Origin of the sequence: Micromonospora sp. NPDC049047 (assembly GCF_040649135.1) — a bacterium.
Lineage (GTDB): Bacteria > Actinomycetota > Actinomycetes > Mycobacteriales > Micromonosporaceae > Micromonospora.
In genome coordinates this window covers 468,221-483,706 of the sequence record NZ_JBEZEY010000002.1, presented here as the reverse complement: position 1 = coordinate 483,706, position 15,486 = coordinate 468,221, and the positions used below count along the sequence as shown (strand labels likewise).

Below are 15,486 nucleotides of genomic sequence, written 5' to 3'. Positions count from 1 at the left end.
CCTGCTGGAAGCGGCGGACCTCCTCGCCAGGCGGTCTCCGAGCGTCCAGCCTCCCCGGACGGGGATCGAGCACCCGGCGGCATCGAAAGCCCCGGAAGACGGATCAGTGATCAAGGCTACGACCTGGTGCCCCCGGCAGGATTCGAACCTGCGACACACGGTTTAGGAAACCGATGCTCTATCCCCTGAGCTACGGGGGCGCGAGCGCACAGTCTAGCGACCTGGGGTTCACCTGGGGTGGCAGGGACTGGCCCACGTTCACCCGCGTTCCCCGGACCGCCGTTGTCCCAGCCCAGGACCACAGCCGGAGCACACGAACCCCGGTTTGCGACCGTCGGTACGCCGCGGTCACCCGCGTTGGCCGCGGTTCGCCCTGGTTGGCATCCGCTGGAGAGCACACACCGCGCACATCACCGAAGATCATGATGGGCGCTCCCTCGGCCCGGGACCGTCGGCCGCGCACTGGACGGTGGTGACCGACACGAATCAGCCCTCGGCCTCAAGCACGCCGAAGGCGAGGCCCGCAGAGCACGTCAGCGGACGATTGGTTCATAGGGTTGGTCCGTCGGGCCTGTGAAGACGACGCCCCACCCTGATGCCTACGGCGACGGTCCCCATCAGGTGTCCGCTCATACCGATGACGTGCACCGGATCATGGGCGATTTGGGTGTCGATCGCCATAAACGAAGAAGTGCAGAACGAAGCTACGACAGGTCGAGTGTCAGTTCCACCCAAGCAGTTTGGCCAACCAGCTGCCAAGGAGTCCGACTGGAACGGCGGCGAGAAGGCCGCCGACGAAGAACAGCCAGCTACTCCGAATAGAACCAGCTTGGACCCTTCTGAGTTCGGCCGCATGTTCGGTCTGAAGCCGGACAATTTCGTCCTTCAGTACCGCTACTTGGGCCCGGAAAGCCTCATTCGATTGTTCGCCGAGGACGGCCGCGATGCGTCGCGCCTCGTCTTCGTGGAGCGCGGCTAGCGACTCCGCCTGCTCGGCCTTGGCAATCAGTTCGGCGGTAGTGTCTTTGAGTTGCTGGGTACGAGCCATGATCTTCTGGAGCTGATCCGCCGAACGGAGCAGGGCGGAAGTCACATTCTCGATCTCCACACTTAGCTCTATGTCGCGGCCGTCATCCTCAGCGACACGCCGCTCAGCGGCTCCTTGAACCCAGAGTTCGACCGCATGGCGCACCTGTTCGGGAGTGGCGCTAGCAATCTGGAGCGTGGAATCGCCGACTCGCACCTCGACTCGGGACCGCCGTCGCAGCCAGGAGCGCGCCCACTCTACGAGCGTGCCAGACGCAGCCGTCGCGACGAGTCCGAGCACCGCCGCCAAGATTGGCGAGATATCCACAGGTGCCTGTATAGCAGGGGCACGCACCGAGGAGGTTCCGCGCATCCCGCGAAGGCGGCGCACACATCCGGTCACGGTTCGGCCCAGGCAGCCAGGCCGCCGGATCCGGATCTGCCGCTGGCAGTGTTCACCGCGACGGATAACGCCTGCGTTGCCGCCGACGGCATCCGCTTCTGCGGCCGACCGCGCGTCACGTTGCGTGACAGGCGTGGGTGGTCGAACGCTCGGTCGTCCCGAATTGAGGATGCCTGCTGGCGTTCGATCAGGCAAGATCAAGCCATGCCGTCGGAGCCCGGTGCGTACGAGGCCAACGGGTTGTTGGGTCGTCTCGTCGGCTTCCGTCTCTACTCGGTCCAGTTCGTCATGGACTACGTGCAACTGCGCTTCGACGGACCGACGGAGGACATGCCTGTCCTCAACTGCGACGTGTTGCCCGTGGTGGAGGCGCCGGCCGGTCTGGTCGCTCAGGGGCAGCTAGGCTACGCCGACGCCTTGCGCGCATTCATACCCTTCCTTGTTGTGGCGACGGCGGAAGGCGCCGGCCAGGGCCTTCGAATCGAGTTCGCCAAAGGGGCGATCTGCCTGCGTCCAGCGGTCGATGAGGTGTCCGGGCCGGAGATCGCGCTCCTGAGCGGCTTCAAGGATGGGCATTGGATGTGCTGGCGGCCCGGCGAAGACTCCTTTGGAGACCTTGCGTGATGCACCGAAACGGTCTAGCGCACACAATCCATGCTGCCAAACCGCCATGTGGACGGGTAGGTGACCACTCGCGGCTCGCGGCGCGGATCTCGATGTTGTGGAACCCCGTCCTCCGCCTGCAGTGTGGGAGGCTTTAGTCGTGCCAGAGACCGGTGAAAGCGATGCCTTCGAAGCAGCCTACATGGCCGAGCTGAAGGCCCTGCTAACTCGGCACGGGCTGGTCCTCAACTACCAGCATGACCGAGCGGCGATCGATACGGGCCTGCACCTTTTCCTAGAAGGAGAAGGAGCGAGGAAGGCGAGTCAGGTTCGAGTGTGGTTTCAGGCCAAGGGCAGGAGGGCCGGCACGCTGCCGCTGGCGGCGTATCAGGCTGCCCACACCGTGGACGTTAAAGTGAAAGTGGACCACCTTCGGTTCTGGGTGGCAGCACCCGAGCCTGTCTATCTTGTGGTCTACGTGGAGTCCGCTGCCGATTTTATTGCCGAGGACGTCCGGGACATCGTTGAACGGCAGTGGCCGCGCGGCGACTTTTACTCCGCCATCCCTGTCGGCCAGGGCGAGGTTACGCTGCGCGTCGCGAGGTCGATGAAGCTGGATGAGGCACGTATCGTTGCCATGCTGCGGCACCGAAGCATGCGGATCGATGGGCCCGCATTTAGGGGACGGCCTTTGGGACATCGATATGATCCGATCAGGTCTCAAATCGCGCCACCGCCCCCGGCCACATTCGAGCAACTCGTCGAGCGACTGCTCGCCGCACATGATTTCCGAGGGCTGGAGGTCATCGACATTGCACCGGATCTGAAGGCTATCCGAGGACGTCTGTACGAGACGCTGAGCTGGCAGTCGCCGGCCTTCGCCGAGTACGGCTACGGACCCGACGACGACTTTCGCATCGAGCCCTCCTACGAGACCCTGCATGGCGAAGTCGTGATTATCATCGACCGGGCTATCGGACGGAAGAGGCTGGATGACGCCGAACGCACAGCAACCGTAGAGCTCATCGATCGATGTCGTGCCCCCGGCGCGAACCTCGCCGTCATCTTTAATGGTTGTGACCTCAGCGGGACGGGTGGCTTATGGCGCAGCACCCTCCGCGACTCGGGAACCCACGGCTCCTACGCTCAGGTGCGGCAGGCCGGCGTCGAGGCCATCACGTTTCTGCTGCTCGTGACTACCCTCGTGTACCTTGACTTCGCTCCTGAGATTTCCTGGGACCACATCAATTTCCTCTATACGAGCTGAGCCGCCCGATTCGCCGAGCACACGTCGTGGAGCCATCCGCTCATGCCGCGATGATGGCAGCCTGCGAGCCCCAGGTCGGCCCCTCCCGCAGGAGGACTCCGCGTAGGTAGTCCTGCTCGACGAGGGCGCAGCTGCGGCTGCTACCGAGACGCCGTGGCTTAGGGCAGCGATCCGGTGTGCGTGGCGGTCGTGGATGCCACTTGCCTGTCAGTTGTCGCCGATGCGCAACAGCGGTACGTCGTAGAGGCTCGCCTCGGGGATACGGCACATGATGGGCGCAGCGACCTCGATGATCAGCATCTCGGTGAGGAACTGGACCGTGGCGGCGAGCAGGTGACTGGTGTGGCCGGTCGCGCTGTGCTCCTTGAGCCCGACGCTGACGTGGATGTGCGGCGCGATCCGGTCGTGGGCGTCGTCGTAGGCGATGGTGCCGCCGCCGAGCGCTTCGACGTCGGTCAGGTGCACCCGGTCCCAGACCGGGGCTTGGGGGTCGTCCAGAGGCTGGCAGGTGCCGACGATCTCGACCGTGCTGAACCCGGCGATGAAGACGGGGATGTAGCCGTGCTGGATGCCGTTGGCGCGGCAGGCGTCAGCGAGGGCGGTGGAGAAGTCGTCGCCATGATCGAAGATGACGCCGATCATCCGTCCGGGCGTGAGATCGTGGCTGCGCATACTGAGGCACTTCCGGCCGGGTTGGTCGGGGGAAGTGGCTGTGGTGGGTCCAGCCGAGGACGTACGCCCGTCAGGGGTGAAGAATCCTGTCGTAGTCTTCGTCGTACCAGCCGTCGGTGTTGTGCTTCGCGATGGTCCCCGCGCTGCGCGTTAGCATCAGTACGTCGCCGTTGAGGGTCAGGGCCGCATCCTCGGCCCTGCCGGCGAGGATTCTGGCCACGGTCGCCAGCATGTGGGGTTTGCCCTTGTCGGCCAGGGTTTCCTTGCGCATGTAGAAGCTGACGTCGACGTAGGTCTCCGGCTCCCATTCCCACAGAGCGCCACCGTCGTCCTCGGCGCTGTAGTAGCCGTGCCGGCCGCCGGTGATGTCCACGACGTACCCGCGCTCGTCGTTCAGGTCGGCGCTGAGCACCCTGCCGCCGGACGCCGTGGACGTCTCGACCGCTCCGGGAGCAGCTAACGCCGCCACCTGCTCCAGTGGAATGTCGCCCGCCAGCGCAAGCCGGTACTCGACAGCCATTTGCACCCCTTCATCAGTCTCGCCGGATGATCTGAATGATCGCACCGTCGCGCGTTACCGCCGCCAGTTCTTTCAGCCCCGCTACGGGCCAGTCCTGGAAATGCTTGTGCAGGGCGGCGAGGTCTCCTCGCTAGTCGTGGAAATTCACCATCACGCGTTGGGTCTGCTCCGCGTCGACCTTTCTGGACACGGCGCTCCAGACGGCGCGGGGCGGGACGGGAGCAGTGGGCGCGTAGCAGTCGAAGACATGCCCCTCGATGAGGAAGTCGGGTGCCTTTTCCGGCCTCCCAGAATCCCCGGTCTCGCGTCGCGCGTCCGCGACCTCCTGTCTCGTGGGGTTTTGGTGGACCCGGTACCCCTTGCCGGCGACCCTGTCGGCACACTCGTTCTCCAACTCCAGGGCACGGCGCTCCCGTGGCTTTTTCGTTCGCGGAGATCCGGGTTCGACGTCCGGTAGGCGTCCCACCGCCGACGCCGGTGGGACGCCTGGTCCACGGGGTTGCTGCGTCAGGGTCCGTGGAGACAGTCCTGCCCAGGGTGGGGGTCGTCGGGGATGGGCTGCCGGTGGTATGAGGGGTGGGGCTGGCCGGTGGATGACCGCCAGCCCTCGTCAGTTTCCCGACGAGCCCAACTGCCGGGCCTGCGCGATCGCCGCCTCAACGGCCTGCCGGGTCCCGCCGGTGCGCTGAACGACCAGCACCAGGACCTGCTTGATGGCTTCCAGGGCCTGCAACAGCGGCCCGGGCTGCCCGCCCTGCAGGACCACGGCGACGAGCTGCTGCGCCTCACCGACTCCGGTGATGGCCCCGGCTGCCGCGTCACGAGCGGCGTCCACGGCGGTCAGCACGGGCGCCAGCCCTGCGATCGTCTCCTGCGGGGTGGCCTCGTTCGGCACCGCCAGGGTGGCCTTCGTCGCCTCACCGATCGAACCGGCAAGACTCCCCAGGCCACCCTGGATGCCCGTGATCGCGTTGCGTACCCGGGCCACACCCGCCGCCACGGCGACGAGGCCCGCGCCCGCGGCCCGCAACGCCACCTCCTGTGCCTGGCTGTCAGCAGCGGCTGCCAACCCCTGTGCACGTTCGACTCCGGTCATCATCGCGCGAAGTTCGGCGGCGATCTTCTCGATCTGCGACACGTGGCCGGCATCCCCAATCGATGAGGGCGAAAGTGCTCGACAGCTGAACCTACCGGGCTCCTTGCCAGGGGCAACCAGGCACCGACGAGGCGGTCGGCACCGCAGATGACCCCCAAACTATCGGTCGTCTCTGCATCTGCGAACAGATGCCGGGTGTCGTTGTGGCTGGTCAGGGCCCAACGGAGGGTCGGGTCACGAGAGCGGCTGCTGCACCCAGGTCGTGACGCTCGTGGTACGCCGCGACAGAGGCGGTGGCCCCACCGGCGACAGGCACGGCCAGGAAGTGGTGGAATGCGGCGTCGATGGTTTCGCCGTGGCCGACGAGGACGCGCTCACCTACATACCGGGTCATGATCTCGCCGATGGCGACGCTGGCCCGATGCAGGTAGTCCCGCCAGGTTTCGCCGCCGGCCGCGAGCGGACGGTCCGCATCGAGGGCAGGGATGTCCCCGTACTCAGCGACGACGTCGGTCCACGGCCGGCCGCCGGCGGTGCCGTAGTCCTGCTCGGCGAGGTCGGCGACGGTCTCGGCGTCCAGTTGAGGTGAGCGCCCATGATCGCAGCGCTTCCCGGGCTCGGCGCAGCGGCGTGGTGTAGATGGCGAATCGGGCGCTCGTGGTGCTCTTGACCGAGTCGTTGGGCTGGTCGTTCGATCTGGCGTCGGCCTCGGTCGGTCGGTCCGCGACACTCTTGGAGGCCTCCGACCGCTTCATCACTCTCGCCCTGGCCGCCCTCGCCGTCCTGGCTGTCTGCGCCGGCGACGCGACCGACGACTCAACCGACAGCCGGCTGATCAAGCTGACCGTCAACGAGATCCGCCGCCTGATCAACGCCCGCATCATCCGCCCGATCAGCGACCTCGGCCACCGTTTGCACTGGTCAGGCTGGGCGACGGCAGCACCGAGCCCGAGCCCGACGAGCCCACTACACACGCCGCCTCAATCTCGAACTCCAACCATGATCCTGAACGGCGGCTGCCGTGCTAGTCCGATCTCGGCCCATCCACCGAGCGGCCTGGTGCCCGTATCTCCTTTCTGCGCTCACTGGACGCCTCCATATCCTTGGCACCCGCAACGATCGCGGCAGATCAGCCGTATCCGCCGGAAACACAGCCGAAGCCGACGCTCGCCGCCGACAGTGGGAATCGGAGGAATGCCCCCGACCGCTGCATTTCGGTACGCCCACCGGTCGTATCCGGAAGGCGGGACCGTCCACTCTCACGCGCATCCGACGCAACACCCGAGTGAGCAAGTCAGTGCCGACACGTCATGGCACCATTGATCCACACCTCGCCGGATTCGTACCGAATGAAGTTCGACGCCTGAACGTGTGTAACCGCCCAGTGGTGGCACTGCTACTCCCGCACAGCTAGTAGCATCTGGAGGGCTCGCCAACGGGGAGGCAAGTGCACATGTTCGAAGCCTTGGGGCTGAATTCAATGACCGAATCCGTATATCTAGCGCTTCTCGGCAATCCGGGTGCCAAGCTCGACGCCGTCGCCTTGGAAATGCAACTGCCGGAGGAGCGGGTCCGCAACGCCTTCGACGAACTGGTGCAGATGTCACTGGTGTACGAGCCGCCTCAGGACGGTGGCCGGTTCCGCGTGGTCAATCCGGCGACCGGGATTGCCGCGCTGGTCGCCCGCCGCCAGCGCGAGATGGAGGAGTCCCGGGCCGCGCTTGAGCTGCTGGTCGCCAGCCGGACCGTCGACCGTACGCCGACTGTGGAGCCCGGCGTCGAACGCCTGGAGGGCATCGAGGCCATCCGCGCCAAGATCAGCGAACTCGCCGAGTCCTGCGTCTGGGAGAACGCGTCCCTGATGCCCGGCGGCGCGCAGTCCCAGGAGAGCCTGCTGGCCAGCCAGCAGCTGGACGCGGTGGCGATCGACCGCGGGGTCCGGGTGCGCACCGTCTACCTGGACAGTGTGCGCAATGACCCGCACACCCTGAAGTACGCGAGCTGGCTGTCGGACCTGGGCAGCGAGGTGCGGACCGCGCCGACGCTGCCGCTGCGGCTGCTCATCGTCGACCGGCGGGTGGCCGTGGTCCCGGCGCAGACCGAGGATTCCAGGGCGGCTGCGGTCGTGGTGACCAGCGAGGGCGTGGTGGCCGGCCTGGCTGCGCTGTTCCAGTCGGTGTGGCGCACGGCGACGCCGCTCGGCTCACCCAGGCGCCGCGACGACGAGGGACTGTCCGCGCAGGACCGGGACGTGCTCAAGCTGCTCGGTCAAGGGCTGACCGACGAGATGATCGCCCGCCGGATGGGCGTCTCGGTGCGCACCGCCCGGCGGATCGCCTCCGATCTGCTCACCCGGCTCGACGCGCGCAGCCGTTTCCAGGCCGGCGCCAAGGCCGTGGTCCGGGAGTGGCTGACCGCTGATGATCTGGAGTGATCGGTGCGAGGGACGGGAACCTGCAGCTGCCGGTGTTGCCCACTCCCCACGGATCCCTGAGCGGCGACGATAACGGGGTGTCTGGTGATCCGGTACGGTCCGTTCGAAGCACGTCTCGACCGCAGGCTGCTGAGCCTGCTGTCGGGTCACGCGCGCACGGTTCCTGGCTGGCCTGCGGATGCACCACCGCATGGTGGACATGCGGCTGATCGGGCCGGTGCCTGTCAGCCGCCATCGCCGATCACGTCAGGGCCACCGGCGGCGTAATGGCCTGCGGATGCACACCCTCCGACTTTGCCGTGACCGTGACGGAAAAAGCCCGGTCGGATCATAGGATCCGACCGGGCCCGCCCGAGATATTAGTATCAGTCCCAACCGAAGTTGTACTGCGCCGCACCACCGGTCGAGGCCCCCGAGGAAGCCTGCGAAACACCGGATCCGGCAGCTCCAGAAATGGCGGCGGAGGCGCCACCGATAGTCAGCAGTGCGGCGAGGGTGAGGACGGCCTTGCGCATCTTCTCTTCTCCCGTGTCATCAGCGTTCGGGTTCTGCCACAACTCTGGCCGACCGGGTTCGGCAGGCAAACATGTTTGCCCTGGACGGAGGCTGCAACAACCGATGTGGACGCCCCCGCCGAAGCAGGCCGGAATTACCCGGCGCCACGCCTGGCAGGAAAAGGCCACTGGTTCTGCCCACCGTTCGACGTTAGGTTGTCAACGCAGGCACTCGGCCGATCGCCTATTGAAAGGTCGCCGAGTCGGCGGGCATCAGGGGTTCGGCGAGAGCGCCGCCTTCGGAAAGCCCTAACGAATTCAACGGGGGAAGACGGAAATGAACCTGCAGATCGGCCTCCTGGGAACGACCATTCTTCGTCACGACGGCCGCGAGACATCCGTGCGACCCAACCAGGCGCGCACGATCCTGGCGCTACTGGCACTCTCCTGCGGCCGGGTGGTGTCCACCGAGCAGCTCATCGACGAGCTGTGGGCCGATCGGCCGCTGGGCAACGCCCGCAACGCGCTGCAGGCGAATGTCGCCCGCCTGCGACGACTGCTGGCAAGCCTGGTTGGCCTGGACGCTGACCTGGTGCGCGCCGAGGCCAACGGCTACCTGCTGGACCTGCAGCCCGACGCGGTCGACGCCAAACGGTTCGACGACCTGGCCCGGGCCGGTTCGGCGTGTCTGCTCACGGATCCGGCCCGGGCGGCCGGGCTCTTCGAGGCAGCGCTACAGCAGTGGCGGGGCATGCCGCTGCTCGACGTCGCCGGCGGGCACACCTGCCGCGCGGTGACGGTCCGCCTTTCCGAGCGCCGCCTGGACGTCCGCAAGCAGCTCGCCGAGGCGAATCTGGTCCGCGGCGCCACCCACGGGCTGATCAGCGAGATCAAACAGCTGGTCGCCGAGCACCCGTCCGACGAGCAGCTCAGCGAGCTGCTGATGCTGGCGCTGTACCGCAGTGGGCGGCAGAGCGAGGCGCTGGCGGTGTTCCACAACATCCGCAGCTGGCTGGGCGCGGAGTTCGGCCTGGAGCCGGGCCCCCGGCTGCATCAGGTCCAGCACGCGATCCTCAACCAGGACCGCAGCTTCGCCGCGCTGCGGCCCTCCCCGGTGTCGTAGCAGTCACGGGTACGCAAGAGAAGGCCGTCACCGGCACCGAGAGGTATCGGCGGCGGCTTGTTCGTGTGCGCCGCTCACACCTGCGCCAACGCGGCAACCCGCCGATCGTCCACCACCAGCGAGGTGGCACCGATCACCGCCACGGCCGCCGAGTAGCGCGGCCCGGCGTCCAGGTCGGCCAGCGCGATCGCGGCGCCCCCCGGCAGGCCGGGGAACGCCAGCACCGACGTCGGCACCCGATGGCCGGCGACGGTGAGCTGGGTCATCGGCACGACCAGCCCGTGTCCGGTGGCCTTGAGCACCGCTTCCTTGCGACTCCAGTAGATGCCGAACGCCGCTTCCCGGACCTGCGCGGGCAGGGCCGCGAAACGGCCGAGTTCGACGTCGGAGAGCACCTTCGGGGCCAGCCGCTCGTAGTCGCCGGCGCCGACCTGCTGAACGTCGACGCCCGGCTCGCCGGTCTCGCAGACGGCCAGCGCCACCCACGTGCCCGAGTGCGAGAGCGAGAACCGCGTACGGGCTTCCGGCACGTACGGCTTGCCGTGTCCCTGACCGCAGTGCCGGCAGTCCCGGCGGATCGGGACGTCCTCGGGCCGGCAGTTCAGCAACGTGCCGAGCGTGGTCCGCATCAGCGCCCGGCCGGTGAGGAACCGGTTGCGGTCGGCCGGGTTGCGCAGCCGCTCGTACCGGTCGCGTTCCTCCGCGCTGAGCAACCGGTGCGCGCCCGGATCCCACTGCGGCCGCGCCCAGTGGACCGTGCAGATCGCCGCTGCCAAGCGGTCACACCCCGGCCGGTTCGTGAGCGCTGTCCCCGGTCAGGTGCAGGAACACCTCGTCCAGGGTGGGCCGGCGCAGCGCGAACTCACTGACGTCGATGCCGTGGGCGCGTAGCCGGGCCACTGTCGCGGAGAGCCCGTCGAGACCGCCGTCGGTTTCCAGCGAGACGGTGCCCTGGCGTTCGTCGGTGAGGATCTCGCCGACCGCCACCTCGCGCAGCAGTGCGGTGGCGCGCGGAATGGCGGCCGGGTCGGTCAGGCCGATCTCCAGGCGCTGCCCGCCGACGCGGGCCTTGAGCTCCTTGGCGGTGCCCTCGGCGGCCACCCGGCCGCCGTCGATGACCACGATCCGGTCCGCGAGCGCGTCGGCCTCCTCCAGGTACTGCGTGGTCAGCAGCACGGTGGTGCCCTCGGCGACCAGCCCGCGGACGGCCTCCCACAGGCCCAGCCGGTTGGCCGGGTCGACACCGGTGGTCGGCTCGTCGAGGAACAGCACCTTCGGCTGCCCGACCATGCAACTGGCGAGGTCCAGGCGGCGGCGCATGCCACCGGAGTAGGTACCGGCCGGCCGGCCGGAGGCTTCGGTCAGGCCGAAGCGCTCCAGCAGCTCGTCCGCGCGCCGGCGGGCCCCGGCCCGGCCCAGGTGCAACAGGGTGCCGATCAGCACCAGGTTCTCCCGGCCGGTGAGCACCTCGTCCACCGCCGCGTACTGGCCGGCCAGGCCGATGCTGCGGCGCACCTCGCGAGGTGTGCGCACCACGTCGTAGCCGGCCACCCGGACCCGGCCGGCGGTCGGCGCCAGCAGGGTGGCCAGGATCCGTACGGTCGTGGTCTTGCCCGCCCCGTTGGGCCCGAGCAGGCCCAGCACCGTGCCGGACGGCACCTTCAGGTCGATGCCACGCAACGCCTCGTGGCCGGGGTACGCCTTGCGCAGCCCCTCGACCTCGATCGCGTAGTCCTCGGTGTACCCGCTCATGCCAGCACGCTCTCCTGGCCGGCGATGCCCCGCGGGCGCAGGTCGGTCCAGGTCGCGTCGATGTACCGGGCGGCCGCCTCGTGCGTGGCCTCGTCCAGCACGACACGCCAGCCGGCCGGCACCGCGGCGAAGCTCGGCCAGAGGCTGTACTGGCCGTCGTCGTTGACCAGCACGCGGAAGATGCCGTCGGAATCGTCGAAGGGGTTGGTCACGATTACTCCTCTGAGCTGCCGGCGGGAGGGCACTGCCGGCAGGTGCCGACGAGCCGTTGTGACCAAACTTTGACAGTTCGCGCTGACCGTCCGCTGACGTCCTACTGATCGGCTTTGAGGTGCGAAAACGGCCCAGGCCGCGAGGGGCCTGGGCCGTTCTCAACAGGATTTTTGTCTGACTGGATTGATCATCAGCGCGCGGGGGTGAACACCTCCGGTGCCGCGCTCTCGACGCTGGTCTGCACCGGAACGGCCGCCCTGCGGCGCAGGCCGGGCCACCAGTTGGCGTGTCCCAGCAGCGCCATCAGCGCCGGCAGGACGACGACCCGGATGATGGTGGCATCGAGCACGATCGCGACGGCCAAGCCGACACCGATCTGCTTGAGCTCGATGAAGCTGAGCGTGCCGAAGATCGAGAAGACCGCCACCATGACGATCGCCGCGCTCGTCACCACGCCCGCGGTGCGCGTGATACCGGAGGCGATCGCGTTGCGGGTGGTCATCCCGGACACCACCTCCTCGCGGATCCGGGTGACCACGAAGACGTGGTAGTCGAGCGACAGCCCGGACAGCACCACGAACAGCAGCATCGGCACCCAGGAGACCACGTGGCCGGTCGAGGTGAAGCCGAGCAGGCCCTCGGCCCAGGTGCCCTGGAAGACCAGCGCGAGCACGCCGAACGAGGCTGCGGCCGAGAGCAGGTTGAGGAAGACCGTGGTCAGGCCGATAACGACCGAGCGGAACGCCAGCAGCATCACCAGGAAGGTCAGCAGTAGCACCGCGGCGACCACCCACGGCAGCCTCTCGTTGAGGTTGGCGGTGTAGTCCATGTCCGAGGCGGCCTCGCCGCCGACCGCGACCTCGGCGCCGGACAGGCCGCCGACGGTGGCCGGCACGATCGTGTCCCGCAGCCGGTCGACCGCGTCGTGGGCCTGGTCCGAGTCCGCCTTGTACGGGGTGTTCAGCTCGAGCACACCGACCCGGCCGTCCGGGGAGTAGCGGATCTGCGGCGGCAGGCCGGAGCGGAACGCCTCGTCCTGCTGCGCCCGCTCGGCCAGCTGGTCGAACCGGGCCCGCAGCGCGGCGACGTCGCCAGAGGAGATCTCGGCGGCGACCTGGATGGTGTTGCCGGACGACGGGAAGTTCTCGGTCACCCGGTCGTAGGTAGTCATCGTGGACAGGCTGCGCGGGAAGTCGCTGATCTGGGTCGACTTGAGATCCATGCTCGCGGCCGGCACCGCCAGCGCCACCAGGGCGCCGGCCGAGAGGACCAGTGCGATGACCGGGTGCCGCAGAACCGGGCCGAGCAGGGCGTTCCACAGCCGCGGGCTGCGGGTCGAGGTGTTGCTGTCGGGCAGCCAGCGCAACCAGCGGCGGCGCGGCCGCATCATCCGCGGGCCGAACTTGGCCAGCAGGGCCGGCAGCACGGTGATCGAGGCCAGCATGGCGACCGCGATGACCAGGATGGCACCGGTGCTCATGGCCGCGAAGACGGCGTCACCGGCGAGGTAGAGGGCACCCATCGACAGGATCGCGGCGACGCCGGAGACCAGCACCGCGTGCCCGGAGGTGGCCGCGGCGATCTCCACGGCGGCGATGTTCTCCCGCCCAGCGCGGCGCTCCTCGCGGTATCGGCGCAGGTAGAACAGCGAGTAGTCGACGCCGACCGCCATGCCCATCAGCACGACGATGTCCGGCACCATGCCCGGGTCCGGCACCACCTGCGAGGCGAGCGCCCACAGACCCAGCACCGACAGCACCGCGGAAAGCGCGAGCAGCACCGGGACTGCGGCCATCAGCAGCGACCCGAACGCCACCACCAGGATGATCAGGGTCACCGGCACGCTGAACGTGGTGGCCTTGGCGATGTCCTTGCCGATCCACTCCTCGAACTGGCTGTTGATCGAGGCCGATCCGGCCTGCTCGACCAGCAGGTCCGGGTGGGCGCCCTGCACCTCGGTGGTGACCTTCTGCAGCGGGGCCACCCGCTCGCCGGCGGTGTCGTAGTCACCCTTCATGGTGACCTGCAGCAGGACCGCCGCGCCGCTCTCGGCGGGCACCGGCTTGGCGACCGACTCCACCTCGGGGACGGCGCCCAGGCGGCGGGTGAGCTCGTCGGTGGCCCGGGTGGCCGCCACGGTGTCGAGCCGGCCACCGCCGGTCTTTGTGATCAGGATGTTCTCCACGGCCGGGTCCTGCAGGCTGCCGTCGTCGATGATCCGGGCGGCCGTGGCGGCCTCGCCGACCTGCAGTTCGGCCTCGATGGCCTGGCGGGTCTCGGTGGCGCCGCCGGCGAGCACGGCCGCCACCACGAACACCACCCAGACAATTGTCGCCTTCCACGGATTCAGCGCACTCCAGGTGGCTACCCTGGTCGCGACCGCCGTCTTCTTTCCCGACATTTTCAAGCCTCTCTCTGCGCAGCCCGGCCCGCGCTCCGATTCGCGGAGCGGTGCAGAGCGATTCACATTCGGTTCATTCGGCGGTACGCCGGGGATCGTTGTGCCGGCAGGATTAACTGACGCTGACGATTTCGGTGGGCACCTCGACCGCGACGTCGGTGGTGCCGCCCAACGGGCTGAACACCGTGACGATGCCGTCGAAGGGGAGCAGCCGGCGCTCGATGCCCTTGAGGCCGGTGCCGCGCTCGGGGTCGGTGCCGCCCACGCCGTTGTCGTGCACGGTGACCCGCAGCTTGCCGTCGATGTAACGCATGTCGACGCTGGCGTGGGTGGCGTGGGCGTGCTTGATGACGTTGTTCAGGAGTTCGGAGACCACGAAGTAGACGGCGGACTCGACCGGCGGTGTCACCCGGCCGGGCACGTCCTCGGTGACCTCGACCCTCAGCGGCAGCGACATGGCCAGGGCTCGCACCGCGTCGACCAGACCGCGGTCGGCAAGCACCGGCGGGTGGATGCCGCGGACCAGGTCACGCAGCTCCCGCAGCGCTGTCGCCGAGCTGTTCTTGGCGTCGGTGACCATGACCAGGGCCTGCTCCGGGTCCTTCTTCAGCAGCGTCTCGGCGGCGGCCAGGGTCATGCCCATCGAGACCAGCCGAGCCTGGGCGCCGTCGTGCAGGTCACGCTCGATCCGCTTGATCTCGGCGGCCTGCTGGCTCACCGCGTCCGACCGGGTGACGGCCAGGTGCTGCACCCGCCGGGCCAGTTCGGCGCGGCTGCGGCCGTCGAGCATGGCGCCGGCCCAGCGGCCGTGCACCCGCTGCAGCACCCGGGCCAGGATCACGCCGACGAAGATCTCGACCAGGCCGAGGCCGGCGGCCAGCCACGCGGTGGTCTGGCTGTTCAGCGGGATGAAGGAGAACCAGCTGTTGTCCCAGCCCCAGTCCTTCTCGACGATTTCCCAGGTGAACGGGAGGGTCAGGCCCCAGAGGCCCTCGACGATCGCGACGACCGGCAGGAAGCCGAGCACCGGGCCGACGAACGGGTTGACCAGCAGCCAGCGCAGGTCGCGCCAGGTGGAGCGGTCGCCCAGCATGGTCCAGGCCCGCTGCAGGTCGCCGACGAAGCCGGGGCGGTCCGGCAGCGGGAGGTACTCCTCCTCGGCGTTGACGCCGGCCCACTGGCGGGCCAGTCGGCGCTGCAGGGCGGTCAGCGAGCGGGCTCCGTTGAGCGCCCGGGGCAGCAGCGGCACCCCGACGCCGACCACGGTCAGGCACACACAGAGGCTGATCCACAGCAACTGCAGGGCCTCGACAATCGCCAGGCCGGTCAGTGCGGCACCGCGCAGCAGAGCCGTACCAGAATTGGTGTTTGTCACTTTGTTTCGGCTTTCGTCGGCGGCCATTCCCGGGCCCTCCCCGTCTTTTCTGTGTTGCCTCAATTATGCCGATGGGGACCCTTGGGCACAGTGGTCGTAGAACCACA

The 15,486-nt window shown here is 68.2% G+C and carries 15 protein-coding genes, 1 tRNA gene and 1 pseudogene; 4 read left to right on the top strand and 13 right to left on the bottom strand.

Translation table 11 applies throughout. The annotated features are described in order from the left end of the window. Positions 1–124: 124 nt before the first annotated feature. Both AB0B86_RS05105 and AB0B86_RS05100 read right to left on the bottom strand, forming a co-directional pair. Positions 125–200: transfer RNA gene (locus AB0B86_RS05105), tRNA-Arg, on the bottom strand. 521 nt (positions 201–721) lie between these two features. Then, positions 722–1,354, bottom strand: coding sequence for a hypothetical protein (locus AB0B86_RS05100; RefSeq protein WP_357415410.1), 633 nt, complete (start codon positions 1,352–1,354; stop codon positions 722–724). A gap of 279 nt (positions 1,355–1,633) precedes the next feature. On the opposite strand from AB0B86_RS05100, the gene AB0B86_RS05095 reads away from it, so the two are divergent. Beyond that, positions 1,634–2,053 (top strand): hypothetical protein, encoded by a 420-nt coding sequence (locus AB0B86_RS05095; RefSeq protein WP_357402428.1) that lies wholly within the window; start codon positions 1,634–1,636, stop codon positions 2,051–2,053. A 181-nt stretch (positions 2,054–2,234) separates the two neighbouring features. Further along, a complete protein-coding gene (locus AB0B86_RS05090) occupies positions 2,235–3,299 on the top strand; it encodes a DUF4365 domain-containing protein (protein WP_357402430.1) in 1,065 nt (354 codons plus the stop codon). A gap of 207 nt (positions 3,300–3,506) precedes the next feature. On the opposite strand, the gene AB0B86_RS05085 is transcribed toward AB0B86_RS05090, so the two are convergent. The 5 genes and pseudogenes from AB0B86_RS05085 to AB0B86_RS05065 all read right to left on the bottom strand — a co-directional run bounded on the left by AB0B86_RS05085 (position 3,507) and on the right by AB0B86_RS05065 (position 6,317). Beyond that, positions 3,507–3,971 carry a DUF296 domain-containing protein gene (locus AB0B86_RS05085; protein WP_357402432.1) on the bottom strand — a complete coding sequence of 155 codons (465 nt, stop codon included), beginning with the start codon at positions 3,969–3,971 and terminating at the stop codon, positions 3,507–3,509. Between the two features lie 70 nt (positions 3,972–4,041). Then, the gene (locus AB0B86_RS05080; RefSeq protein ID WP_357402434.1) at positions 4,042–4,491 is read right to left on the bottom strand and encodes a SitI3 family protein; all 450 of its coding nucleotides are present in this window, start codon (positions 4,489–4,491) and stop codon (positions 4,042–4,044) included. A gap of 13 nt (positions 4,492–4,504) precedes the next feature. Beyond that, positions 4,505–4,891 (bottom strand): annotated as a pseudogene (locus AB0B86_RS05075) (hypothetical protein). A 210-nt stretch (positions 4,892–5,101) separates the two neighbouring features. After that, positions 5,102–5,629 carry a DUF6244 family protein gene (locus AB0B86_RS05070; RefSeq protein ID WP_357402436.1) on the bottom strand — a complete coding sequence of 176 codons (528 nt, stop codon included), beginning with the start codon at positions 5,627–5,629 and terminating at the stop codon, positions 5,102–5,104. A 169-nt stretch (positions 5,630–5,798) separates the two neighbouring features. After that, complete coding sequence (locus tag AB0B86_RS05065) at positions 5,799–6,317, bottom strand: histidine phosphatase family protein (RefSeq protein WP_357402438.1); 519 nt, start codon at positions 6,315–6,317, stop codon at positions 5,799–5,801. A gap of 750 nt (positions 6,318–7,067) precedes the next feature. Between AB0B86_RS05065 and AB0B86_RS05060 the strand changes: the two genes are divergently transcribed. Further along, entirely contained in the window at positions 7,068–8,021 is a 954-nt protein-coding gene (locus AB0B86_RS05060; RefSeq protein WP_357402440.1) for a LuxR C-terminal-related transcriptional regulator, read from the top strand. Between the two features lie 365 nt (positions 8,022–8,386). Here the strand turns inward: AB0B86_RS05060 and AB0B86_RS05055 are convergent, their stop codons facing one another. After that, positions 8,387–8,536: a hypothetical protein gene (locus tag AB0B86_RS05055; RefSeq protein WP_357402442.1), complete on the bottom strand. Its 150-nt coding sequence runs from the start codon at positions 8,534–8,536 to the stop codon at positions 8,387–8,389. A gap of 316 nt (positions 8,537–8,852) precedes the next feature. Here AB0B86_RS05055 and AB0B86_RS05050 point away from each other — a divergent pair, with 316 nt between their 5' ends. Beyond that, complete coding sequence (locus AB0B86_RS05050) at positions 8,853–9,638, top strand: AfsR/SARP family transcriptional regulator (protein ID WP_357402444.1); 786 nt, start codon at positions 8,853–8,855, stop codon at positions 9,636–9,638. A gap of 74 nt (positions 9,639–9,712) precedes the next feature. Here the strand turns inward: AB0B86_RS05050 and AB0B86_RS05045 are convergent, their stop codons facing one another. The 5 genes from AB0B86_RS05045 to AB0B86_RS05025 all read right to left on the bottom strand — a co-directional run bounded on the left by AB0B86_RS05045 (position 9,713) and on the right by AB0B86_RS05025 (position 15,379). Continuing rightward, positions 9,713–10,414, bottom strand: coding sequence for a 4'-phosphopantetheinyl transferase superfamily protein (locus AB0B86_RS05045; RefSeq protein ID WP_357402446.1), 702 nt, complete (start codon positions 10,412–10,414; stop codon positions 9,713–9,715). Positions 10,415–10,418: 4 nt separating this feature from the next. Beyond that, complete coding sequence (locus AB0B86_RS05040) at positions 10,419–11,390, bottom strand: ATP-binding cassette domain-containing protein (RefSeq protein WP_357402448.1); 972 nt, start codon at positions 11,388–11,390, stop codon at positions 10,419–10,421. Then, positions 11,387–11,605 (bottom strand): MbtH family protein, encoded by a 219-nt coding sequence (locus AB0B86_RS05035; protein WP_357402848.1) that lies wholly within the window; start codon positions 11,603–11,605, stop codon positions 11,387–11,389. Before AB0B86_RS05035 ends, AB0B86_RS05040 begins: the two co-directional genes overlap by 4 nt. A 188-nt stretch (positions 11,606–11,793) precedes the next feature. Further along, positions 11,794–14,004: an MMPL family transporter gene (locus AB0B86_RS05030; protein ID WP_357402450.1), complete on the bottom strand. Its 2,211-nt coding sequence runs from the start codon at positions 14,002–14,004 to the stop codon at positions 11,794–11,796. A gap of 112 nt (positions 14,005–14,116) precedes the next feature. Then, complete coding sequence (locus AB0B86_RS05025) at positions 14,117–15,379, bottom strand: sensor histidine kinase (RefSeq protein ID WP_357402452.1); 1,263 nt, start codon at positions 15,377–15,379, stop codon at positions 14,117–14,119. Positions 15,380–15,486 lie beyond the last annotated feature (107 nt).